The following is a 22368-nucleotide window of genomic DNA, read 5'->3' as shown; positions in this document are numbered from 1 at the left end:
CTGTTTGTCGTGGGGGCGGTCGGTGCTGCGGGCGTGGGTCAGCGGCCGGCGGCGGTGAGGATGGCCAGCAGGGGCACCACGCGTTCGGCGGGGACCGCGTACCGGCCTCGGCCGGTGCTGCGCAGCCAACCGGCGGCAGTGATCTGGCGCAGGTGGTGATGCAGTTGGCCGGTCGTGCCCAGCTCCTCGATCTCGGCCAGCTCGCTGGTGCTCTGCCGGCCGTCGAGGATCTCGCGGAGCAGCCGCAGCCGCACCGGGTGGGCCAACGCGGAGAGCGTGCTGGCCAGTTCCGTCCAGTCGGCGGCGAGCACGTCGTCGACCGTGCGGCCGTACTGCCAGTCGTAGTGCTGGCCGGCGACGCGGACGGTGCCGGTGTAGAGGACCGCGCCGGTGCCGTCGGGCGGCAGCCGCTGTTTGAGGCCGTCGAGTGCCCAGAACGTGCCCTCGGATGCGGGCGGCGCTGGTGGCGTCGCCGTCAGGCGCTCGCTCAACGCGGCGACCTGGGTCTCCAGCGCGGCGAGCCGCGATTCCATGGTGGTCATACGTCGATACTACGCACAAACGTATTTACGTACAACCCGGTGTCTGGGGCGTCCAGAGCGGGGCTTTGGTCCCGAGCCTCTCGGGCGCAACGCCTCTGCCCGGCGTGATCATGCAGCGGGATGGTGGGACGGACGGCGTGCCGGTGACGCGCCGCGCTGGACGGGGAGGTCAGTGGTGGTGAAGACCGGCGGTCCGGGCCGGACGCTGGAGGGCACGATCGATGTGCCCGTAGCGGTCGGCCTCGATGCGGCAGAGGCCGCCGCCCGGTTACGGGCGAACGGACCCAACGCGGTGGCGCCGCCGCCGCGCCGGCATGCGGCCGTACGGGTGCTGAACCAGCTCACCGACCCACTGGTGGCCCTGCTGCTCGCCGCCGCGGTGGTGACCACGGTGCTCGGCGACTACCCGGACACCGCGGTGATCGTCCTGGTCGTGCTGGTGAACACGATCATCGGGGTGGTGCAGGAGATCCGCGCGGACCGCGCCATCGCGGCGCTCGGCCAACTCGCCGCCCCCACCGCCCGGGTGGTCCGTGACGGCCGGGACCTGGCCGTCCCCGCCGCCGACCTGGTTCAGGGCGACCTCGTCCGGATCGAGGCCGGCGACATCGTGCCGGCCGACCTGCTGCTGGTCGAGGCGAACCGGCTGCAACTGGATGAATCCGCGTTGAGTGGTGAGTCGGTACCGGTGGGGCGGACCATCGGTCAGGAGGCGCTGGCTGGGACGGTGGTCACCACCGGACGCGCGGACGGCACGGTGATCCGGACGGGGCCGGCGAGCGCGTTGGGTCGGATCAGCACCCTGGTGGCGGGCACCCGGCCCGCCGCCACTCCCCTGCAGCGCCGGCTCTCCGCCCTGGGCCGCACGCTCGGGTTGGTCGCGGTCGCGCTGTCAGGGCTTGTCTTCGCGATCGGGTTGATCAGCGGTCGGCCGGTGGTCGACATGGCCATCACGGCGGTGAGCCTGGTCGTCGCGGCGGTACCCGAGTCGCTGCCGGCGGTGGTGACCCTGGCGCTGGCGCTGGGCGCGCGCCGGATGGCCACCGCGCGCGCCATCCCGCGTCGGCTGCACGCGGTGGAGACGCTCGGCTCGGTGACCGTGATCGCCTCCGACAAGACCGGCACCCTCACGGAGGGGCGCATGGCGGTACAGCACGTCGCCACCACCGACGGGGCGCGGTACGAGGTCACCGGCAGTGGGTACGCCCCGCACGGCGCCGTACACCAGGATGGCGCGCCGGTGCCCGTACCGGAGGAACTCCGCCGGCTGGCGCGGGCCGGGCTGCTCTGCAACGACGCCGCCCTGTCACCCCCGGACGAGGAACGACGCGACTGGGGTGCCGTGGGGGATCCGCTCGAAGCGGCGCTCGTGGCCTTCGCGGCCCGGTGCGGCCTCGACCCGCAGAACACTCGCGCCGCCTGGCCACGGGTCGCCGAGCACCCATTCGACCAGGCCCAACGGCGGATGGTCACCGTGCACCGCTCCTGCGACCAGCGCTATCTCGTGGTGTGCAAGGGCGCCCCGGAGAGCGTCCTCACGACGCCCCTGCTCGACGCCACCGACGACGAGATCGCCGCGCTGACCCGCACCGCCCACCGGCTCGCCGGGGAGGGCCTGCGGGTGCTCGCCGTCGCCGCCGCCCTGGCGGACACGTCGCCGGACCCTGCCGCGCCGACCGGCCTGCGCCCGCTCGGTCTGGTCGCCGTCGGTGACCCGCTGCGCGACGGCGCCCCCGAGATCGCCCAGAGTCTCGACGCCGCCGGGGTACGGCTGTTGCTGATCACCGGCGATCACCCGGCCACCGCCGCCGCGATCGGCTCCCAGCTCGGCCTCTGGCAGGACGGTGATCCTCTCGCCCGCGGCGACGACGACTCGACGGCACACCCGGACACCCGGGTCTTCGCCCGGACCCAGCCGGAACAGAAGCTCGACATCATCGCGGACCTGCAGGCCCGCGGTCACGTGGTCGCGATGACCGGCGACGGAGTCAACGACGCGCCGGCGCTGCGCCGCGCCGACATCGGGGTGGCGATGGGTGGCGGCACCGAGGTCGCCCGGCAGGCCGCCGACCTGGTCCTCGTCGACGACGACCTGTCCACAGTGGCCGCCGCCATCGGTGAGGGCCGCCGCATCTACGACAACATCCGCCGGTTCCTGCGGTACGCCCTCTCCGGCGGGGTGGCCGAAATCCTGGTGATGCTCATCGGCCCGCTGTTCGGGCTGGCCGTACCACTGTTGCCCGCACAGATCCTCTGGATCAACCTGCTGACCCACGGCGTGCCCGGGGTGGCCCTCGGTGCCGAGCCGGCCGAACCCGGCACCCTGCGCCGGACGCCCCGCTCGCCCCAGGAGTCGGTGCTCGGCGCCGGGCTCGGTCGGGACGTCCTGGTCACCGGCGCGCTGATCGCCGCCGTGGTGCTCGGCGCCGGTGTGGTCGCCGCCGCCCGGGAACTGCCCTGGCAGTCGGTGGTCTTCGTGGTGCTCGGGCTGGCCCAGCTCGGCGTGGCACTGGCCGTCCGGGCACCCCGGCCAGCGGGCGCGCGGCGCGGCAACCCCGGCCTCCTCGTCGCGGTCGCAGTGTCGGCACTGCTGCAGGTCGGCGGGGTGCTGTTCGCCCCGCTGCGGGACCTGCTCGGCACCGACCCCCTGGCACCGACCGTGCTGCTGGCCTGCGCGGTGGTCAGCGCCCTGCCCGGGTTGGTGCTGCGGCTGACCCGTCGCCGTCCGACACCGCCGAGCGACCGGGTCGACGGGACCAATGGCCCCCGGTTACTTACCTTCCGCCCCTGACCGTCCGGCCCGCACCGCAGGAGGATGAAGACGGAACTAAGGAGGACGTGATGACCAACAGATCCGGTGCCCCCGTGGTGGTGGCTGTGGACGGCTCGACATCGGCGCTGGAGGCGGTGCGGCTCGCCGCCCGGGAGGCCGCGACGCGCGGCCGCCCGCTGCGGGTGGTGCACGCGTTCATCTGGTCGCTCTACGGCGTGTCGTTGACACCGGCGCCGGGCGCTCCCGTCAACGCCGGGTTCCGGCACCAGGCGGAGCAGTTGGTCGCCGAGGCGGTGACCGAGGCCGGCAAGGTCGCACCGGAGGTCGCCGTCACCGGCGCGGTCGTCGAGGGCGCGGCCGCGCCGGTGCTGCTGGCCGAGGCGCGGGACGCGGCCCTGCTGGTGCTCGGCAGCCGGGGCCTGGGCGGCTTCGGCGGGCTGCTGATCGGCTCGGTGGCGGTGCAGGTCTCCGCCCACGCCGACTGCCCGGTGCTCGTCGTCAAGGGTGAGGCCCGCGCCGACGGGCCCGTCCTGGTCGGAGTCGACGGCTCGGCCCTGTCCGCCCAGGCTCTGGGGTTCGCCTTCGAGGAAGCCTCGCTGCGGGACACCGAACTGGTGGCCGTGCACGCCTGGATCATCCCGGTCGCGCCGAGCGACCTCCTGCCGGTGGCCTACGACGTGGAAGCGCTCGCCGCCGAGGAGGAGCGGGTGCTCGCCGAGGCGATCGCGGGCTGGTCCGAGCGTTACCCCGACGTGCCGGTACGGCGCCGCGTGGCGTACGGCGCCCCAGCGCGGATGCTCGTGGAGGAGTCGGCCGCGGCGCAGCTCACCGTGGTCGGTGCACGCGGCCGTGGCGCGCTGGCCGGCATGCTGCTCGGCTCGGTGAGTCACACGGTGCTACATCACTCGCACAGCCCGGTGGTGGTCGTGCGGCACCGCCGCGAGGATCGCAAGCACTGACACCTCCTCCCCCTCCGCGCCGGCCGTTCCCCCCACGGCCGGCGCGGACCGCGTTCGCTGTCACGTCACAACGCCTGGCCGGCGCGTTCGGTCGGCCGGTGCCGGCGCGTTCGGCGCCGTGACGGCTGCGAACCGCCGACAATGACCTGACCGACCCAGGGAGCGCCGATGAACCGACCTGTCGTGGTGGGCGTGGACGGATCGCCGTCCAGCCTCGTCGCCGCCGAACACGCGGCGCGGGCCGCCGTGCTCCGCTCCCGACCGCTGCTCCTGGTGCACGGCTATCTCCATCCGTCCGGCTACGGCGTGCCATTCAACCCGTACGACCTCGGGGTGCCGGCGCCGTCGGAGGAGGCCCAGCAGATGTTGGAGCGCACGGCGGCCGAGCTGACCGGCCGGTGGCCCGGCCTCGCCGTCGAGGTGCGTCAGGTCCTCGGGGGCCCGGGGGCCACCATGATCGAGGAGTCCCGCCGGGCGGATCTGGTCGTGGTGGGCAGCCGTGGCCTGGGCGGGTTCACCGGGCTGCTACTCGGCTCGGTCGGCACGCAGGTGGCCGCGCACGCGCACTGCCCGGTGCTGGTGGTCCGCCCGGACGAGCAACCGATTCCGGTGGACGGTCCGGTGATGGTGGGCGTGGACGGGTCCGAGTCGTCCCGACTTGCCGTGGGTCTGGGCGCCGACGAGGCGGCGCTGCGGGACGTGCCGCTGGTGCTGGTGCACGTCGGTCCTTCGGACGGGGACCGGGCGGTGCCGGAGGACATCGAGGAGTCGCAGGCCGCGTACCAGGCCGAGGTGGTGCGACTCCTGGCCGACGCCTCCGCCGTGGTGCGCGCCGAACACCCCGACCTTGTGGTCCGCGAGCATCCGGTCCGGGCGACCGGCGCGGCCCAGGGGCTCATCGAGGCCAGCGGCACGGCGTCGCTGCTGGTCGTGGGCACCCGGGGCCGGGCCGGGTTCGCCGGTCTGCTGCTCGGGTCGGTCAGTCAGGCGGCGATCCAGCACGCGCACTGCCCGGTGCTGGTCGCCCACCCGGTCAGCTGACCGGCGCGTCGTCACCTCGGCCGAGCATCTGCAGGAAGTCGGTGGTGAGGGCGAACGGGTCGGCCGGCCCGGTGGCCGGTGGCCGGCGCTCGATCTGGTCGGCCAACTCCCCGGCCGAACGTCGGATCCGAGCCCGCAACGCGCCATCGGCGGTGCCGTCGGACCAGTCCTCCGGGGCGGCGAAGACGGCGGTCGGGACGACCACCGACCGAAGGTAGGCGAACATCGGGCGGACGGCGTGCTCCAGTGCCAACGAGTGCCGGGCGGTGCCGCCGGTCGCGCCGATCAGCACCGGGCGGTCGACCAGCGACTCGGAATCCAACACGTCGAAGAAGGACTTGAACAGCCCGTTGTACGAGGCGCTGAAGATCGGGGTGACGGCGATGAGCCCGTCCGCCCCGGTCACCGTGTCGATGACCTCGCGCAGCGCTGCCGGCGCGAACCCGGTGAGCATGTTGTTCACCACGTCGTGGGCGTACTCGCGCAGGTCGACGACGTGCAGCTCCACTTCGGAGCCCCGCCGGACCAACTCGTCGCGGGTGGCCGCGGCGAGCTGGTCGGCGAGCAGCCGGGTCGACGAGGGCTGACTCAGCCCCGCCGAGACGACTGCCAGGGTGCGGCGGGTCATCGGGTCGCCCCCTCCGGCGCCTTGCCGGTCACGTCGTCGACGGCGTGCACGGTGCTGTCCTTGGCACCGCCCGCGGCGGCGACCAGCGAGGCGTGCGTCGGCGCCGCCGGCACGTGCGCCGGGCGCAGCGCGGCGAACTCCTTGCGCAGCACCGGCACGACCTCCTCGCCGAGCAGGTCGAGCTGCTCCAGCACGGTCTTCAGCGGCAACCCGGCGTGGTCCATCAGGAACAGCTGCCGCTGGTAGTCACCGACGTACTCGCGGAAGCCGAGCGTGCGGTCGATGACCTGCTGCGGGCTGCCCACGGTCAGCGGGGTCTCCCGGGTGAACTCCTCCAGCGACGGCCCGTGCCCGTAGACCGGGGCGTTGTCGAAGTAGGGCCGGAACTCCCGGACCGCGTCCTGCGAGTTGCGGCGCATGAACACCTGCCCACCGAGGCCGACGATGGCCTGGTCGGCGGAGCCGTGGCCGTAGTGCGCGTACCGCTGGCGGTAGAGCGCGATCATCCGCTGGGTGTGCTCCTTGGGCCAGAAGATGTGGTTGGCGAAGAAGCCGTCGCCGTAGTACGCGGCCTGCTCGGCGATCTCCGGGCTGCGGATCGAGCCGTGCCAGACGAACGGGGGCACGCCGTCGAGCGGGCGCGGCGTCGAGGTGAACGACTGCAACGGGGTGCGGTACTTGCCCTTCCAGTCGACCACGTCCTCGCGCCACAGCCGGTGCAGCAGGTCGTAGTTCTCGATGGCCAGGGGGATGCCGGCGCGGATGTCCTTGCCGAACCACGGGTAGACCGGGCCGGTGTTGCCGCGGCCCATCATGAGGTCCACCCGGCCGTCGGACAGGTGCTGGAGCATCGCGTAGTCCTCGGCGATCTTCACCGGATCGTTGGTCGTGATCAGCGTGGTGGCGGTGGACAGCAGCAGCCGCTCGGTACGCGCCGCGATGTAGCCGAGCATGGTGGTCGGCGACGACGGCACGAACGGCGGGTTGTGGTGCTCGCCGGTGGCGAAGACGTCCAGACCGACCTCCTCGGCCTTCAACGCGATCGCGACCATCGCCTTGATCCGCTCATGCTCGGTCGGCTCCCGACCGGTGGTCGGATCGACCGTGACGTCACCGACGGTGAAGATTCCGAACTGCATGACCAGCTCCTCGCGTGTCAACCGGGTGCCGTCGTGGTACCCGGACGCAGCTCACAACTTATTTGACGACGCAACTATTCCACCGGCGGGACGCCCCGCAGTGGCGCCGGTCACCCCCGTAGCCGGACATCCGGTCCGAGACTGCCCTCGGTGTCGACCCGGTCAGCCGCCCGCCACCGAGGGCAGCACCTGCACCTCCGCGCCGTCCTTGACCGGGGTGGCCAGACCGCCGGAATGCCGGCAGTCTTCCCCGTCGACGAAGACGTTGACGTAGCGGCGCAGCTCGCCACGCTCGTCGCGGATGCGCCGGGCCAGCCGGGGGTGCGCGACCGCCATCTCGTCGAGGACCGCCCGCAGCGTCCCGGCAGCGGTGACGTTCAGCCGACTCGCGCCCCCGGCCTCGCCGCGCAGCGGGCCGGGCAGCAGCACGGTGACCACGCTCAGACCTCCGCTGCGCGAACGCAGAGCACGTCGGGCAGGTGCGCCGCGACAGTCGACCAGGAGTCACCCTCGTCGCGGCTGGCGAAGACCGAGCCGGAGCGGGTGCCGAAGTAGACGCCGCCCGGGGTGGCGTCGTCGGCGCACATCGCGTCCCGCAGCACCGCCGGATAGAACGGGCCCTCGGGCAGCCCCACCGACAGCGGCTCCCACTTGCCGCCGGCGTCGGCGGAGCGGAACACCCGGCAGCGGTGGTCGGTCGGGAACCGCTCGCCGTCGGCCACCAACGGGAAGGTCCACACCACGCCCCCGCGCCCCGGGTGGGCCACCATCGGGAAGCCGAAGTCGCTGGGCAGCCCATCGGCGATCGAGGACCAGGTGCGGCCGTCGTCATCGGAGCGGTAGACGCCGTGGTGGTTCTGCGCGTACAGCCGCTCGGGATTGCCGGCGTCCCGGGCGACCTTGTGCACGCACTGGCCGAACTCCGGCCACTCGTCCGGCATGAAGTAGGCACGGATGCCGGTGTTGCCCGGTGCCCAACTCGCCCCGGCGTCCTCCGAGCGGTAGACCCCGCCGGTGGACATGGCGACCAGCAGCCGAGCCGGGTCACGCGGATGGGGCAGCACGGTGTGCACTGCCTGACCACCGAAGCCGGCCTCCCACTGCGGGCGGTGCGGGTGGTCCCAGAGGGAACGGACCAGCTCGAAGCTGCGGCCACCGTCGGTGGACTTGAACAACGCCGAGGGCTCGGTGCCGGCCCAGATGACGTCCGGCTCGTCGGGGCCGGCCGGCATCAACTGCCAGACACGGCCGAGGGAGACGCCGGTGTCGGCCGGAAACGCGACCGGCGCCTCGTCGGGCTCGTCCCAGGAAGCGCCGAGGTCGTCGCTGGTGGCGACGCTGGGGCCGAAGTGTGAGCTGGTCATGCCGGCGAGCAGCCGCGGGGTGGAACGACGGGTGTCGACCGCCACCGCGTAGACACCGGTCATCGGAAAGTGCGGACCGGTGATCTCCCAACTGCGCCGGCCGTCGGTGCTGGTGGCGAGAAACAATCCCTTGGCTGTGCCGATCGCGAGCAGTGTTGCCATGACGTCCTCCGAACCGTCGGTGAGCAGGTCCGGTGATTATGGCCACACCCCCCGACAACCTCCGCCGCCCACACGCCGGGGGCGCTCAGCGCCGGATGCGGGGCACGTGCCGGCGGTACGCGCTGACCGTGGGATCGCCGTCGAGCCAGAACCGCCAGGGCAGGTCGTGGGCACCGGTCACGCCGACCCGGGGACCCGCCACCACCGCCTCCGGCGGCACCGGCCGGGCCGGGGGCCGCAGCCGGACCGGCCCGTCGCCGAGCAGGTACGCCCCGTACGCCTCGCGGTCGACGCCGAGCGCGGAGCAGAGCCGGGCCGGCCCGCGGGCCAGGTCCAGGTCCCGCCGGATGGCCGGCCGGCGCTCCCGTGCCGTGGCCAGCCCGTCGACCACCTCACCGGCACGCAGCAGCACGGCGGAGGCCTCCCCCTCGACCCCGGTGACCACGTTCATGCACCAGTGCATCCCGTAGGTGAAGTAGACGTAGGCGTACCCGGCGGGGCCGAACATCACGGCGTTGCGCGGGGTGCGGCCCCGGTGGGCGTGCGAGGCGGGATCGCCGCCACTTCCCGCGTACGCCTCGACCTCGGTGATCCGGGCGGTGACCCCGCCGACGTGCAACCGGCAGCCCAGGAGCCCGCGCGCCGCCGGCAGCAGCGGGCCGGCGAGCAGGTCCGCCAGCGCCCCCAAACCCGCCTCGGCAGTGGGGGTGTCATCCGGCGTGATCTGCACGATCTAACGGTACCCAGGCGTTCGGCGTCTCAGTTACGGAGTGTCGCGCCAGCGCAGCTGCCGGATCGTTTCGAGCACGTCGCGGGCGGCAATAGCGGGCGGGCAGTCGGGTGAATGGCACAACGCACAGGTGCCGTCGAGGGCGGGACGGTGGTCGCGGAGAGTCCAACGGGCCGTTAGGGCCAGCCGGTTGAGGATCTGAGCCAGAGACAGAAACGGTGCGGTCATCCCACCGGCACCTGGAGTGCAACGGCGAGTGGAATGATCGCGCTCGGCGCGTCTGGGCTCCGCATCACCTGGGCAAGCACATCGCGGGCGACGGGCCGGTACCGTACCTCGGCCGGTGCGGCCTCCAGCAGGAGCTTCCCGGCGGCGGCCGGCTCGTCTGCCTGGAGGTGGGCGCGGGCGGCGTCGACCAGGTGGGCTGCGCGGTGTTCAGCCGGCAGCCACCGCCAGCCAACACTACCGACCGTCTTCTCGTGCCAGGCCAGCGCCTCACCTGTATCGCCCAGCTCCAACGCCACCAGCATCCGCGCCGCTGCGCTGGCGGTGGGTCCGAACCCGGTTCGGTGATAGTCGTGGCCGTCGCCCACCCGCGCCGCCAGCTCCACTGCCTCGTCGATCAGGCGCGCCGTGGCCTTCTCGTCACCGTGCTGGGCCGCCGCGAGAGCGGCCTGCACGAGCAGCGTGCCGCAGAGCGACAGCTGCGCCGCCGGGCCACCCTCAAGGTCCGGCGGGGCGACGCGGTACGCGGCAGCCAGCATGATCGGCACCGCCGAACGTGCCCGGCCGGCGCGCATCACCTGTCCGAGCTGCACCGCCGCGGCTGCCACCAGGACCGCGTCGCCGGTAGCAATCGTCATCGCTCGGTCGGCAGCGAGCCACGCCAGTTCGGTCTCACCCAGTTTCACTAATAGTGATGCGGTCACCCGGTACATCTCCACCAGCGACACCCGCATCGCCCTGGGCTCTCGGACGTAGCCGCGCTGCACCGCGACCACCAGGTCCGGCAACCCTTCGATCAACTGCGGGTACCGCGCGTGCTGATAGGTGGTCCAGGCATGCTCGACGCTGGCTGCGAGTTGCGCCGCCGGAAGCACGTCCCGGCCCGGCACCCGCCGGTCCAGAGCCATCTCGTACGTCGATAGCGCCGCCCGGACCCGCTCCACGCCGTAGGCCCGCTCACCTGTGTCAGAGGGTTGAGTGTCGCGATCGAGCAGGATCGCCGGGTCAATCCGGAGGATAGCGGCGATGTCAGCGATGGTGGAGATCTTGTTGAGCGACCGGGCGCCACGCTCGATCTTGTCCACCCAACTCTTCGACTTACCCACCCGGTCGGCGAAGACCTGCTGGGACATTCGGCGCCTACCTCGCCAGTACGCCACACGTCGACCGATGGGCAAAAACTCACTGCCCACGACGCCACCGCCGGTCCGGCACAGCCCGAGTCGTCTCCTCTACCGGAATCCGCTGGGCCTCGGCCTGAGCGAGCAATCGGCCTCTCGCCGCCCCCCGTTCTACAGCCTCAATGTGGTCACCCCTACTGGGTGTACCGGTGCCTTCCTGGCCGCTCATACCAACTCCCTCGCCATCGGAAGCGGCGGCAGACCGCCCGGCCGACTCCCGGGGGCGATCCGCCACTGCGTGCTCGTGGCTCGATTGGAGGACACAGCCGCCCTGACCAGGAACTCCCTAACGCCACTGTCCGAGTACGCTAAGCAACCATGCTGAGGGGATGGGGTACGCGGCGTACCCGGTGACCAGGTGTACCTAGTCAGTCGTGCCAATTCGACGTGCGAGGTCGAGCGCCTCGCCGCGTATCGCCGCCGGCGCTTCATGGCATAGCCGGGTGACCATCTCCTGGGCAGCAGGCGAGAAGCGGACTGTCTCCGGCGACGTTGCATCGGCTCGTCCGAGCAAGTGCAACGTCGCTTCCCGGGCACCCTCCAGGTCCGCCGAACGGGCCAGTTCCACATAGTGCCTTCCGCGGCGCTCGGTCGACGGGATCGTCGCCGGGTCAAGGGTGTGGGCACGGCGCTGCGCCTCGTCAGGGTCACCGAGATCCACTGCGCACATGATCGCGTACACATCAACCAGGGGCCGCGACACCCGGGTCCGCAGACCCACAAAGCCGTCGGGCAGGGCCCGGTCTACGACCAACCGCGCGGCGTCCCAATCCGACCAGGCGCCTTGGTCGCCGGTGCGGGCGCGGGTGAGCGCAGCACAGAGATGCAGGTCGGCCAGCATCTCAGCCCATTCTGTACCGCCCTCCGCAACGCGGGGCTCGATCAGCCCGCGCGCCTCACGAAGCCGCTCCAACGCCTCGTCACCCCGGCCGACCGCACGCAGCAGATGCGCGGCGTACCAACTCGCCTGCGCGATGGCCAGCGGGTCGTCCGCATCCAGGGCAGCGGCCATCCCGCGATCGACGGTCAACCAAACCAGTTCGCGGTCGCCATGCCAAGCGAGGTACGCCTGCGCAAGGTGATAGGCCTGCGCGAGCAGGGCGAGGCTCGCCCGCCGCTCGTCGCCCGAGTGCAGCCGAGCGGCCCGCTGGGTGGTGTCAAGCAGGCCGGGCAGGACATCCCCCGCCGCCGTCCGCTGGTGTCGAGAAGTGTGCCAGGTCTGCCAGGCGGAGTCGATCGCGCCGCGAAGGTAGTCAATGCTTTCCGGTTCGCCGTCGAGGACGATGTGCCAGGCGGTCAACGCACGTCGAACCTCGTGGACAGCGGGATGGCTGGCTCGACCGTCGAGAGACAACGACACAGATGGACCGAACAGATCGCCGAGATCCCGGACCCCGAGTTGCGGCGCCAACTGCTGTGCGGCCCGCAGGGTCAATGACCGACGGCCGTTCTCGATGAACTTCACGGTAGTCGCCGAAAGCCCGCTCAAGTTGGCTAGACGTTCCCGGGACAGCCCGGCGGCTCGACGTAGACGCTCGACACGCTGGCCTGGCGTGGGCTGCTGCTGACTGGTCACGAACGACACCTCACCTACTGGGGTACATCGTGTACCTCACCGTACGCGCGAGCCTCATCGGCGGGAAGAGTTGTGAGTCGATCAGCTAGACAAAGACCGAACGGTCGGCCACGTGCGTAAGCTGACGTTGCTCGCTAATGGATAATGGCGTCATGGCATTGATCAACGTGTCGCTACTCGACGGCAGCCCGAGTGATTTACATTCCCTGTTCAGTTGGCTTCAGCGCACCGACGAACTCCGCGGGAGAGTACGGACGCTGCCTCGCCAACCCGGCCCGCACGAGATGGGCGGCGCCGTGGAGATCGTCTCCGTGGCGCTGAGCAGCGGTGGCGCGGCTGCCGTTCTGGCCGGCGCCCTGACGACGTGGCTGCAGACGCGGCGCGCTCGGATCAGCGTGGAGTTCGTCGTCAACGAAACGGGCGAAACCCTTCGGAGGGTAGAGGTCGAAGCCCGTAACGAAGCCTCGGTCAAGGAGTTGTACGACTCACTAGTCTCGGAGCGGACGCTGCCGTGAGCGCGAGGATGCCGGAACGACAGACGTCGCGGGCGCTACTCATAGGGTCGTCACGGTTCTCCAACCAGGACCTGCACGATCTTCCAGCAGTGGTCAACAACGTGCAGGCGTTGGCCGAAGCGCTCACCGATCCGACTCTTGGCGGCTTCGATCAATCGGGTTGTCGAATGCTGACGGACCCAACGACGCAGCAGATCGGAGACCAGCTCCATGCTGTCGTGGACGAGGCATTGGACACGCTCGTGTTGTACTACGCAGGCCACGGGGTCCTCAGTCAGCGTGGTGACCTGTTTTTGGCCATCGAAGGCACCGATCCCGACTCGCGACGGGTGCACTACTCAGGTGTGCCGATGGAATGGTTCCGGTCCGCGCTCGCCGACAGCCCTGCGCATAACCGAATCCTGATCCTGGATTGTTGTTTTTCCGGGCACGCCGCACAGGCGATGTCTGGTACCGCCTCGGCGGTCAGTGGAAAGCTCGACATCCGTGGCACGTACACCTTGGCCTCCGCACCTGCACACCAGACAGCGGTCGCACCGGTCGGTGCGCAGTTCACGGCCTTCACCGGCGAATTGTTGAACACGCTGCGGCAGGGCGTCCCAGGTGGAGGGCGGCTGCTGACGCTCGGCGAGATCTACCCCGCGCTGACCCGGGCGCTGCTAGCGAGCGGCATGCCGCGTCCGCAGCGTCTCGGCACTGATCTGGCCGACCACATCGCCCTGACCCGCAATCGCGCCTATCGCCCAGCGACTTCACCGGCTGCCAAGCCGAGGCAGGCGTCAGACTCGCGTCGAAGTGCAACGGTGCCATCCCGGCGAGTCACCCAGGAGCAGGATCCGAAGGTCGCCGCCGAGTTCCACGCCGCCATGCTGGAGGGTTACCGCAAGGCCAAGAAAGAGCTGAACTACAACGCCGCCTACTTCCTGAAGATGGTGCAGGAGGTAGGCGGGCTGGAAGCGGCCCGGCGGTTAATCAGGGCAAGCTCGGTGTCCAGCGGCTTCACCACGCTGTGGGAGAAGGGCCGACTTGATCTTGCCGTGGAAGCGGTGGTTCTACAGGACCGCTTCGCTGGGCTGTTCACCGATGAGGAGATCGAAATTGCCCGCGATCGGTTGGCAGCATACGGCTACCACCTGCCAGCTCAGACCTCGTAGACCTTGACCACCTCGTCGCCGTAGTGATTGACCACCTTCACCGCGATCTTCCCGGACTCGGGTCGGGGGAACGCGCGGGACCGGTGCCCGTAGAGGCTGGCCCAGGCCGACTCGTCGATTTGCGCCCGGAGTGCCTTTCGTAGCCGCTCGTACGGATCCAGCCCGTCCGGCTTACCCTCACGGCCTGCGAAGTAGATGTGGCGGACGAAAAACTCTTCCCCGTTGTAGTCAGTGTCGATCATCCACAGAGCAATGTCTTCAACCCCGTTATCCGGCCGCAGCTCACCCGTGGTGGGGTTGTAGACGTCGACGCCACGGACCTCGACCACGAGCCCATCCGGTGCTGGGTCGATGGCGATGTCCGGCTCACCGAAGACCATGAAGAGGTTTGCCGTCCCGGTCTTCTTCAACAAAGTGTCGCCCATCGCCAGGTCCGCGTTCATTCGAACCAGCAGCACGGGAAGCCGGCCGAGCTGACGCTGCTCCGCAACGGTGGCGAAGTCGTCGCCCTCCGGCGCGAACTCGCCAGCAGCCTCGCTGGCACGCCCGCCGAAGCTGAACGCACACACCAGCAGCAGGTCGAACCCGACACCCCGGAGCGCCTCTCGGGCCGCGTCCTTGACCCAGTCGGCATCCACCGTGCCGTACTGCGGGCCGACACTCACGGCGATCCGCGCCGACGTACCGTCGTCGTTACGCCGGGCAGCTTCCGCGTGAATGAGCTTCCCCGGGTGCGGAGCCAGCGACGCGAACTCCAACCGTTCGTTGCGCCAGCCGTTCTGCACGCCGGCCTTGGCGAGGTTGTCCAGGATCGTCTTGTGGTACGCGTTGACGTCGGTACCGCTAGGTTGTTCCTCGCCCACCGAGAACGTCGCTGGACGGTGCGGTGACAGGCTCTCGACGGTGAACCTGCCGGCGACGCGGACGCGCTTCTTGTCCTCGTACGGCCGGTCGTACAGCAGCTCAGTGTCGGCGTGCCGGGCAATCGCCGCGTCGATCTCCTGGCGGGTCATGCCCTCCTTGATCTCCGGGTTGTTGGCAATGGATTTGAGGGTCACGTGCGGCACGCGCTCGTAGACGAAGCCCTTTCGGATGTCTTGACCAGGGGCGCTGGGCGGCGGTTCAGCGCCGGACAGCTGCCGCTCCTTGGCCCGGCCCTCGACGGAGTCCGCCAGCAGGTAGGCGGGGTACTTCGCGCCGATAAGCCGCTGCCGGGCGAGCGTGATCGCGACCCGGGAGGTGTCGATGGTGATCCACCGCCGCCCCCACTGCTCAGCCACATACGCAGTCGTGCCGGATCCACAGGTCGGGTCCAGCACCAAGTCTCCTGGGTCGGTTGCCATTAACATGCACCGTTGGACGGCAGTAGCGGAGGTCTGCACGACGTAGACCTTCGGGTCCACACGACTTTGGACCCCTCCGACGTCACTCCAGTTGTTGCTTAACGGAAAGGCGGCGAAGTCATCAAGGAACCGGACGTAGCTAAGAGAATTCCCGGTTCTTTCTACCCGCTTGGCTAGGGTGAGCTTTCGCATGCCTTCGCGGTGAGTCTTCCACTCCCCCGAATTCGGAATAAAGCTCTTACCGTCGATTTCAACTGGATAGTATCCGGTACGCGCTTCACGTACGCGGGGACTCGTTAAATTGTCCAGCCGATACGGTCGGCCAGTAGATAATGAGTCAGCACTCAACGGAAGACGCTGTCCGTTCGGCAGCTCAACTCGGTCGTATTTGTCAGCGCCAGCCCCTCGCAAGACTTTAGCCTGAAAAGGCCGACGGTATTTCACCACGCTTTTGTCTTTCGCGTACCACAAGATGAAATCACTGGTATTAGGCAATAGCTCCGCGGTTGCTCCACCAGTCTTGCTATATGTAATCAGCGAAACGAAGTTGTCTAAACCAAAGATTTCGTCCAGGAGGCACCGGACCAAGTGGACGTTCTCGTCGCCGATCTGGACGAAGATGCTGCCGGACTCCGTGAGCAGGTCGCCGGCGATCAGCAACCGGTCCCGCAGATACGCCAGGTAGGAGTTGATCCCCAACTCCCAGGTGTCCCGGAAAGCCTTGATCTGCTCAACCTCACGGGTCACGTCGGCAAGGTTGCCGTCCTTGACGTCCCGCTTCCGCGCCGACATTTGCCAGTTGGAGCCGAACTTGATGCCGTACGGCGGGTCGATGTAGATCATCTGTACCTTGCCGCGCAACCGTTCCTTCTCCGCGAGCGAGGCCATCACGCGCAGCGAGTCGCCGAGGATCATCCGGTTCGACCAGTTGGCCTCGTGCTGGTAGTACTCGACTGACTGCCAGTCGTCCAAGCCGTCGAAGTCTGCGTAGTCGTCAGCGAATAGGCCGAGCTGCTCGTTCCCCCGATCGCGGGAACTCTCGCTGGCCCTGCGCACCTCCTCGACCAGAGTGCGCGGGGCGATCTTTTCCTGGATGTAGATTGGTGGTGCCTCGACCACCAGATCTTCGGCGTCTTGCTGCTCCTTGCCGATCCAGACGAGCTGCGGGTCCAGACTTGAGTCGCGCTTCTTGACAACCTGCTCGATCCGGGCAGCATCGGGTGAGACGAACTCCTGGCCGTCAGCGGTCGGCAGATGCACTCGCCGGTCGGTCGGGTGCGCGATCGCTTGGACGGGCACGCCGGCGGCAGGCTTGCGACTCCTCGGGGGCATCAGACCAGTTCCTCCTCGGCGGACATGGCATCAGTAAGCGCCGAGGCACCTTGCAGGGCAAACAGCGCATCGATAGCAGGTCGAAGATCTCGTTTGGCGGTGGTCGGGTCATGGAGCTCGCAGAAGCTCCAGCGCCCGAAGGTGCCGCTGTTGTTGACCGCAGGCACCCAGAGTTTGCGGGCGGCCCACGCCTTTTGCGCGGCCTCGGCCTGCGACTTGCGGCCGCCGGACACCTCGACGATCAGAGTGCGGGTGATCCCGTCGCCGCCATCGGCCAACTTCAACAGGAAGTCGGGGTAGAACCGCCGGCTCCGGCCGGCGTGCTCGTACGGGATGAAGAAGTCGAGGTGATCGTTGCGGACGTATGCGGCGACCTGGTCCTCGGGTAACGACTCAATCGCCTGCGCCACCGCCCGCTCCCAGGCGTTGCCGTCCTTGCCGTCCAGCGTCACGAGGTTGACCTGACACCGCCTCGGGTCCGTCGGCCAGACCTCCCTGATCGTCCGGAAGTCCACCGTGGACGTGGTGCCGATCGGGTCGGTCGTCCGCAGAACCGGCAGCACCCACCGCTCCCGATCACCCTGCCGAACGATCGACTGCCAGATTTTCTCCACTGCCTCGGCCTCGCGCAGCAGGATGAGACCGATCGCCTGGTCGTCACGAAGGTCGACACAGCGCCGCAGCCACTCCTCGGCGATCTCCAGTACCTGCGGGAAGTACCACGGCCGCAGATCACCCTCATCGGTACGCAACTTGCGTTTGAGCACCTCGCTGGCCAGCCGGTACGCCACGAACTGTCCACGGTAGCGCTTCAACCTTTCAAGGTCATGGACTTCCTCATCGCCGATCTGTCCCGCCATCGTGGTCTTCGTTGGCAGGTCGGCTCGGGACAGGGTCAATCGCAGGCCTGGGTCCGAGAAGTCGGCAACCAGCCGCTCGTCCGGCACCTCCAGGTGGTAGCCGACCACCCGAGGGAAGGTGATCTCCAGCTTGCCCGCGTCCCGGTCCGGCTCGGCGCGCACGTTGCGAACCGGCTTCATTGGAAGCTCGCGGGTCACGGCCACAGTGGGGATGAACTGGAACGGAACCCCATAGACATCCGCATATTCGGGAGTGAACATGCCGTTCTCGTCGGCGACGTACGAGCGCCGCCGCAGGCCACGGCCGACCACCTGTTCGCACAGCAGTTGAGTGCCGAAGGCTCGGACTCCCAGGATGTGGGTGACCGTGTTGGCGTCCCACCCCTCCGTCAGCATGGAAACGCTGACGACGCACCGCACGGGTTCACCGAGCTTTCCCGGTTTCCCGACGGTGTTCATCACCTCTCGCATCAGTTCCGCATCGCCGATGTCGTCGGCGGTTCGACCGGGGAACCGCTCGGCGTACTCCTGCTTGAACTCGGCGATCTCACGGTCCGCCGCGCGCCGGAACTCCGGTGACAGGCTGCCGGACTCGAACTCCGCAGCGTCGACGAGGATCGTCCTCGGTCGATTCCGCCACTGCCCGTCGATCACGTTGCTGAACAGGGAGAGCTGTCCGGCCGTCGGTAGCAGGGCACCACCCTGTTCACGGTCGTAACCGCCGATCCACTCATAGACCGCCTTCGAGATCGTCGTGTTGCTGCAAACGACGATGAACACGGGCGGCGGTTGCCCGTGCGATGCCGCCGCTGACTTCTCCCAAGCCTCGAAGGCCCTTACGTAGGAGCCGTAGAGACTGTGCAGGGCGGCGGTCAACGTGCCGGGCAGATCCATTGCGGTGAAGCCCTGGTTGGACCTACGTCCGCCCTTGGGCAGAGCGTCCCGCACCTCTTGCCACAGATTCAGGTACGTCACCCGGTTGGCGACCCGGTCGTCGTCCACCGGCACCCGGGGAATCTTGACGATGCCGGCCTCGATGGCGTCGATCAGGGAGAAATCGCTGACCACCCAGGGAAAGAGCGTGCCTTCGCGGTAGCCGGAGCCGGACAGGAAGAACGGCGTCGCGGAGAGGTCGTACACCTTCTTAATGCCGATCTTGGCCCGAATTGCCTCCAACCCGTTGAACCAGACCCGAGCCTCCTCTGCCCGGTCGGCGGCTTCCTTACGGTCCTCGCCCCGCAGGTTCTCGACGGTGTCGGCGTCCGGCTCCGGGTCGCCGATCCGTCCCCGGTAGCAGTGATGCGCCTCGTCGTTGAAGACGACGATCTCCGAAGACCCGCCGAGCTCGCGGAGCACCCGGCTGACCATCTGCGCGGGTGACTCCTGGAAGGGATTGGGTCGACCAGGCGCGACCAGGAGCTTCGTGTTCCCGGTCGCGTTGCGACCGAAGCGGGTCTCTCGGAGTTGGAAGGCATGGAAGTTGGTGATAACGATCTTTGCCTGGCCGAGGTCGTCGATGAATTCGACCGGCACCAGGTCCCGCTCGCGGTAGTAGTTCCCGGTGTCCTCGGGAAGTAGAACCCGCAACCGGTCGCGGATGGTGAGGCCGGGTGCCACCACCAGGAATCGCTTGGCGAACGTCTTGTCATACGGTGCATGGACCTTGTTGACCGTCTGCCAGGCGATCAGCATGGCCATCACGACCGTCTTACCGGTGCCGGTCGCCATCTTCAACGCGACGCGCGGCATCCCGTTGTTGTACTCAGCGTTGTGCGCGTCCAGATCGTTGTTGATCCAGCTTCCGTGCCACTTGGTCGCGCCCTCGGCCAGGAAGATCGCCGTCTCGACAGCCTCAAGCTGGCAGAACAAGACTTTGTTGTCCCGCTCCGGATCGCTCCAGTACTCCAGCAGGCGCCGAGTCACCGGCGTGACGTTGGGCCAGCCGGCCTCCCGCCAAGCGTCGACACGTTCACGGACGTCGTTGACCTGCTTGTTGGGCTTGATGTCGTCTTCGGTGAAGACCTGCAGCTCAAGTTGCTGCCCCCGCTTGCGGGGCCGGGGCACCGGAATGAAGAAACTCGACGGGCGCCGCTTCTCCTCAATCCGGTCGGTAATGCCGTCACGGTCGAAGGCGAAATGCCGGTCCGGCCGCCCGTACGGTGAGTTGATGATCGGGTTGTCGATGACCCGGTCGCTCACCGCTAGACCTCCCGGTTGAGTGCGATGTTGCAGAACAGAGCGACAGCCTATACCGGGTGTTAAGGACTCTCGGCACGGCACCTGTCCCCAACATCGGCATGCGGGGAGTGTCAAGGAACCAGAATCGACAACGCCAACCCGCCGCGCATCAACATTGTGTTGACAACCTGGCGTTCATGCGGTGTGCTCGGGGTATGACGACCGAGGACATCTTCACCGCACCGGACCCGGGCCGAGCCCGCGCCCACCGGACGTACGAGGCGTTACAGCGGATCAGCGAGCGGCACGCCGGCACCGACACCCAGCGGGGCCGCTGGGCCCACCCCTACGTGCTGGACCCGTGGGAGGCGGTCGCCCTGGTCACCGCGCTGGCCGCCGGCGGGGCCGAACGCGAACCCGCCGAGGAGCCGATCGACGCCGCCGACCTGACCGCCGCGCTGACCCTGCTCCCCCACGTCCGCGCCGAGCTGGACGCCCTGGAGGCCGGCCTGCTGACGCTGGCCCGCGACCGGGGGCTGACCTGGCAGGCGATCGCGTACGGGCTGGGGCTGGGCAGCGCGCAGGCGGCCCGGCAGCGCTACGAACGGGTTGCCGCCCGCTCCGCCGAGCAGACCGCCTGAACCGGCGCCCCCCGAACCGACGCCCGGATCGGCACGCCGCGCCTGCGACGGCGGTTGGGCGGGCACACTGTGCGCACGACGAGGAGGCACCCATGGAGCGCGCGGAGATGCTGGCGTACTGCCTGGCCAAGCCGGGAGCGTGGCTGGACCAACCGTGGGAGGGCGACGAGGTGGTGAAGGTGGGCGGCCGGATCTTCGCGTTCCTCGGCAGCGACAGCGGCAAGCCGACGGTCGGCATCAAGTGCGGGCCGACCCGGGAGGTGGCCGACGAGTGGCTGCACCGACACCCCGGCGACGCCAGCGTGATGCCCTACATCGGCCGGTCCGGGTGGAACACGCTGCGCCTGGACGGCGGGATCGACGACGAGGAGCTGACCGAGGCGGTCGACTCGTCGTACGACATGGTGGTGGCCAAGCTCCCCAAGCGGGAGCGCCCGACGGCCTGAACCGCCGCGGCGCCGACGGCCAGCGCCGACGCCACGGCACAGGTCAGCGCGGAACGACCCGCTCGGAGGCCCACTCCCGCCAGCTGGCCAGCCGGTCCGCCGCGGCGGCGAGCTGGTCGGCGACCGGGCCGGGGCCGGTGGAACCGGGCGTGGTCCGGGCAGCGAGAGCCGAACGGACCGACAGCACGTCGCGCACCGACGGGTCGAGGTGCCCGCTGATCGCGGCCAGGTCCTCGTCGGAGACGTCGTTCAGCTCGCACTCCCGAGCCGCGCAGAGCGCCACCAACTGGCCGGTGATCTCGTGCGCGTCGCGGAACGGCACGTTGCGTCGGACCAGCCAGTCGGCGACCTCGGTGGCGAGGGAGAAGCCGACCGGGGCGGCGGCGACGAGGCGGTCCACCCGGACCGTCATCGTGGAGATCATTCCCGCCAGGGCCGGAAGCAGCAGCTCCAGGGTGTCGACCGCGTCGAAGGCCGGCTCCTTGTCCTCCTGCATGTCCCGGTCGTAGGTCATCGGCAGGCCCTTGAGCATGGTGAGCACTGTCATCAGGCCGCCGACCAGACGCCCGGACTTGCCCCGGGCCAACTCGGCGATGTCCGCGTTCTTCTTCTGCGGCATGATCGACGAGCCGGTGGCGAAGGAGTCGTCCAGCTCCACCCAGCCGAACTCGTGTGAGGTCCAGAGCACCACCTCCTCGCCGAGCCGGGACAGGTGCACCCCGATCAGGGCGGTGGTGAAGAGGAACTCGGCCACGAAGTCCCGGTCGGCTACGGCGTCCATCGAGTTGGCGAACGACGTACGGAAGCCCAGCTCCTTGGCCACGGCCACCGGGTCCAGGGGGAGCCCGGAACCGGCCAGGGCACCCGCGCCGAGCGGGCTGATCGCCGCCCGGTGGTCCCAGTCGCGCAGCCGCTCCAGATCGCGCAGCAGTGGCTGCACGTGGGCGAGCAGCCAGTGCCCGAAGGTGACCGGCTGGGCGTGCTGGAGGTGGGTCATGCCCGGCGCGGCGGTGTCGATGTGCCGCTCCGCCTGCTCGACCAGCGCCTCCGCCAACTCGACCAGGCGGCTGGCCACACCCCGGGCGTGATCGCGCAGGTAGAGCCGCAGGTCGGTGGCGACCTGGTCGTTGCGGGACCGGCCGGCGCGCAGCTTGCCACCGAGGCTGCCGAGACGCTCCAGCAGACCACGCTCCAGCGCGGTGTGCACGTCCTCGTCGTCGATGGTGGGGCGGAACGTTCCGGAGGCGCAGGCCGCCTCCAGGTCGTCCAGCGCGGCCAGCATCCGGCCCAGTTCCTCCGGATCGAGCAGGCCGGCGCCGGCGAGGACCCGGGCGTGCGCCCGGGAACCGGCGATGTCGTACGGGGCCAGGCGCCAGTCGAACTGCACGCTCACCGACAGTCGGGCGAGCGCCTCGGCGGGGCCACCCGCGAACCGGCCACCCCAGAGGCTCGTCCGGTTGGTGGCGGCGCTGTTCTCGGTCAGGCTCTTGTCGTCCACGTCGCCCATCATTGCGTTGGTTGCCTCTCGCTCGCGACTGCGGGGCCCGCTCGCCGCGCTTGTTCAGTCTCCGCGCTCACA

The 22368-nt window shown here is 69.4% G+C and carries 18 protein-coding genes; 7 read left to right on the top strand and 11 right to left on the bottom strand.

What is annotated here, in order from left to right; all coding sequences use genetic code 11:
• Positions 1-38 precede the first annotated feature (38 nt).
• Complete coding sequence (locus DLJ58_RS14210; RefSeq protein WP_244218934.1) at positions 39-542, bottom strand: ArsR/SmtB family transcription factor; 504 nt, start codon at positions 540-542, stop codon at positions 39-41.
• A 175-nt stretch (positions 543-717) separates the two neighbouring features.
• Here DLJ58_RS14210 and DLJ58_RS14205 point away from each other — a divergent pair, with 175 nt between their 5' ends.
• The 3 genes from DLJ58_RS14205 (at position 718) to DLJ58_RS14195 (ending at position 5315) form a co-directional block, all read left to right on the top strand.
• Positions 718-3333 (top strand): cation-translocating P-type ATPase, encoded by a 2616-nt coding sequence (locus tag DLJ58_RS14205; RefSeq protein ID WP_244218933.1) that lies wholly within the window; start codon positions 718-720, stop codon positions 3331-3333.
• Positions 3334-3383: 50 nt separating this feature from the next.
• A complete protein-coding gene (locus tag DLJ58_RS14200) occupies positions 3384-4274 on the top strand; it encodes a universal stress protein (protein ID WP_124856566.1) in 891 nt (296 codons plus the stop codon).
• Positions 4275-4442: 168 nt separating this feature from the next.
• Positions 4443-5315, top strand: a complete 873-nt coding sequence (locus DLJ58_RS14195) for a universal stress protein (protein WP_124856564.1) — start codon at positions 4443-4445, stop codon at positions 5313-5315.
• On the opposite strand, the gene DLJ58_RS14190 is transcribed toward DLJ58_RS14195, so the two are convergent.
• The 7 genes from DLJ58_RS14190 to DLJ58_RS14155 form a co-directional block, all read right to left on the bottom strand.
• The gene (locus DLJ58_RS14190; RefSeq protein ID WP_124856562.1) at positions 5308-5943 is read right to left on the bottom strand and encodes an FMN reductase; all 636 of its coding nucleotides are present in this window, start codon (positions 5941-5943) and stop codon (positions 5308-5310) included. The two genes, DLJ58_RS14195 and DLJ58_RS14190, sit on opposite strands and share 8 nt — an antisense overlap.
• Positions 5940-7082, bottom strand: a complete 1143-nt coding sequence (locus DLJ58_RS14185) for an LLM class flavin-dependent oxidoreductase (protein ID WP_091402257.1) — start codon at positions 7080-7082, stop codon at positions 5940-5942. Before DLJ58_RS14185 ends, DLJ58_RS14190 begins: the two co-directional genes overlap by 4 nt.
• A gap of 162 nt (positions 7083-7244) precedes the next feature.
• On the bottom strand, positions 7245-7520 hold the full coding sequence (locus DLJ58_RS14180) for a ubiquitin-like small modifier protein 1 (protein WP_112584619.1): 276 nt from the start codon (positions 7518-7520) through the stop codon (positions 7245-7247).
• Between the two features lie 2 nt (positions 7521-7522).
• Positions 7523-8608: a WD40/YVTN/BNR-like repeat-containing protein gene (locus DLJ58_RS14175; RefSeq protein WP_124856560.1), complete on the bottom strand. Its 1086-nt coding sequence runs from the start codon at positions 8606-8608 to the stop codon at positions 7523-7525.
• Between the two features lie 85 nt (positions 8609-8693).
• The gene (locus DLJ58_RS14170; RefSeq protein WP_124856558.1) at positions 8694-9338 is read right to left on the bottom strand and encodes a DNA-3-methyladenine glycosylase; all 645 of its coding nucleotides are present in this window, start codon (positions 9336-9338) and stop codon (positions 8694-8696) included.
• A gap of 224 nt (positions 9339-9562) precedes the next feature.
• Entirely contained in the window at positions 9563-10696 is a 1134-nt protein-coding gene (locus tag DLJ58_RS14160) for a helix-turn-helix domain-containing protein (protein ID WP_244218932.1), read from the bottom strand.
• Between the two features lie 412 nt (positions 10697-11108).
• The gene (locus DLJ58_RS14155) at positions 11109-12320 is read right to left on the bottom strand and encodes a helix-turn-helix domain-containing protein (protein ID WP_124856556.1); all 1212 of its coding nucleotides are present in this window, start codon (positions 12318-12320) and stop codon (positions 11109-11111) included.
• A gap of 152 nt (positions 12321-12472) precedes the next feature.
• Here DLJ58_RS14155 and DLJ58_RS14150 point away from each other — a divergent pair, with 152 nt between their 5' ends.
• Positions 12473-12835, top strand: coding sequence for an effector-associated constant component EACC1 (locus DLJ58_RS14150; protein ID WP_124856554.1), 363 nt, complete (start codon positions 12473-12475; stop codon positions 12833-12835).
• Positions 12836-12843: 8 nt separating this feature from the next.
• Positions 12844-13989, top strand: a complete 1146-nt coding sequence (locus DLJ58_RS14145) for a caspase family protein (protein WP_244218935.1) — start codon at positions 12844-12846, stop codon at positions 13987-13989.
• On the opposite strand, the gene DLJ58_RS14140 is transcribed toward DLJ58_RS14145, so the two are convergent.
• Together DLJ58_RS14140 and DLJ58_RS14135 are read right to left on the bottom strand one after the other, a co-directional pair.
• Positions 13977-16631: a site-specific DNA-methyltransferase gene (locus tag DLJ58_RS14140; RefSeq protein WP_208741086.1), complete on the bottom strand. Its 2655-nt coding sequence runs from the start codon at positions 16629-16631 to the stop codon at positions 13977-13979. The genes DLJ58_RS14145 and DLJ58_RS14140 overlap by 13 nt on opposite strands.
• 32 nt (positions 16632-16663) lie before the next feature.
• Positions 16664-19723, bottom strand: coding sequence for a BPTD_3080 family restriction endonuclease (locus DLJ58_RS14135; protein WP_124856548.1), 3060 nt, complete (start codon positions 19721-19723; stop codon positions 16664-16666).
• A gap of 194 nt (positions 19724-19917) precedes the next feature.
• On the opposite strand from DLJ58_RS14135, the gene DLJ58_RS14130 reads away from it, so the two are divergent.
• Complete coding sequence (locus DLJ58_RS14130; protein ID WP_124856546.1) at positions 19918-20343, top strand: DNA-binding protein; 426 nt, start codon at positions 19918-19920, stop codon at positions 20341-20343.
• A gap of 92 nt (positions 20344-20435) precedes the next feature.
• Positions 20436-20789, top strand: a complete 354-nt coding sequence (locus DLJ58_RS14125) for an MmcQ/YjbR family DNA-binding protein (protein ID WP_091402014.1) — start codon at positions 20436-20438, stop codon at positions 20787-20789.
• Positions 20790-20832: 43 nt separating this feature from the next.
• Here DLJ58_RS14125 and argH read toward each other — a convergent pair whose 3' ends face one another.
• The gene (gene argH, locus DLJ58_RS14120; protein ID WP_124856544.1) at positions 20833-22296 is read right to left on the bottom strand and encodes an argininosuccinate lyase; all 1464 of its coding nucleotides are present in this window, start codon (positions 22294-22296) and stop codon (positions 20833-20835) included.
• Between the last annotated feature and the right edge of the window lie 72 nt (positions 22297-22368).

Source organism: Micromonospora arida (assembly GCF_003857035.1).
Taxonomy (GTDB): Bacteria; Actinomycetota; Actinomycetes; order Mycobacteriales; family Micromonosporaceae; genus Micromonospora; species Micromonospora arida.
Note: the sequence above shows the minus strand (reverse complement) of the source record. Positions and strands in the feature narration are given on the sequence as shown.